The organism is Pseudomonas sp. 58 R 12, assembly GCF_900005865.1.
Taxonomy (GTDB): domain Bacteria; phylum Pseudomonadota; class Gammaproteobacteria; order Pseudomonadales; family Pseudomonadaceae; genus Aquipseudomonas; species Aquipseudomonas tritici.
Genome location: NZ_CVTP01000020.1, coordinates 1 through 1,249, shown reverse-complemented (window position 1 = coordinate 1,249; position 1,249 = coordinate 1). Strand labels below are relative to the sequence as shown.

Sequence of the window (1,249 nt, the reverse complement as noted above, 5' to 3'; positions counted from 1 at the left end):
GCAAGCCCGCTTGTGTCTTGAACCAGGCTTAAACTGAAGGTGAGAGCGGTGAGTGACAAGCTGAATGCCCGAAGTGCTTAAAGCACGTGTGGGAGCCCATGCTGTCACTCACCTCTCCACTCTGGTCATTGAGCCCGAACAGTTGAACGAGCCCACCTCGAACAGTTACAAGCGTGGGCCAAGCCAGAGCGCTCTCACCTTGAGTGTAAGAGGATTTGGCTATGTTTTCCTATCCAGCAGGTATTGATGTCTCCAGCGGTAGCCTCGAGATTCGGGTTGATCAACTGGATGTAGCGATGAGTTGTTCCAATTCGCAGAGTGATTTTCCTGGGTTAATTGGATGGCTAACCCTGCATCGCGTGGGTCGAGTGTTGCTGGAGGCCACTGGCGGTTACGAGCGCAAAGTCATGAAAGCGCTTCAAGCTGCGGGCTTTGAAGTCATACGGATCAACCCTTGCCGAGCCAAAAGCTTTGCCCGGGCTATGGGGCAACAAGCCAAAACCGATCCGATAGATGCACGCCTTCTTGCGCAGTTCGCAGCGGTCATCAAATCGCCCGATAGCCGGGTTACCAGCGCCGAGCAGGATGATTTGCGCGCCCTAGTCCAACAGCGAGAGCACTTTGTTCAGCAAAGAGATGACGACAAACGGCGGCTTAAAACGGCCTCCTCTGACGTGGTCAAGCCTGCGCTGCAGAGTCATATCGACTATTTGCAAAAAGTGCTGAAGGAGCTGGAAAGCCTGATCCGCCAAAGTACAGAACGTCTGGATCGTAAAAAAGTAGCCCTTCTGTGCTCAGTCAAAGGCATAGGACTTGTTACAGCGGCCAGCTTGATGTCCTATCTTCCGGAGCTAGGCGAGGTGGGTAGACATCAGATTGCAGCATTGAGCGGCACTGCGCCCTACAACGACGATAGCGGCAAGCACAAAGGCAAGCGTCATATCAGCGGCGGCAGGTTCGCCGCGAGGCGCTCACTGTATATGGCCTGTTGGTCAGTGATCCGGTTTCAGCCTGAGTTTGCCGCGCGATATAAGGCGCTGCGCGAGAAAGGAAAGTGCGCCAAAGTGGCACTCATCGCGTGTATGCGTGTTTTGCTGGTACGCCTAAACGCAATGATCCGTGATGGATCTGAATGGAAAGAGCACGCCGCCTAACATCCTGCGGTAGCTATTTCCTAAAGCAGTTACACGGAGTACAGCCGTGGGAGCGTTGCCGCCTCTGGAAAAAATGGCTTGATGAAAACCATCAA

Annotated in this window: 1 protein-coding gene; it reads left to right on the top strand. The window is 53.8% G+C overall.

Going from position 1 to position 1,249, the window contains the following annotated elements; translation table 11 throughout:
- The first annotated feature begins 221 nt into the window (after positions 1-221).
- Positions 222-1,154: an IS110 family transposase gene (locus BFP95_RS17360; protein ID WP_065875287.1), complete on the top strand. Its 933-nt coding sequence runs from the start codon at positions 222-224 to the stop codon at positions 1,152-1,154.
- The last annotated feature ends 95 nt before the right edge of the window (positions 1,155-1,249 follow it).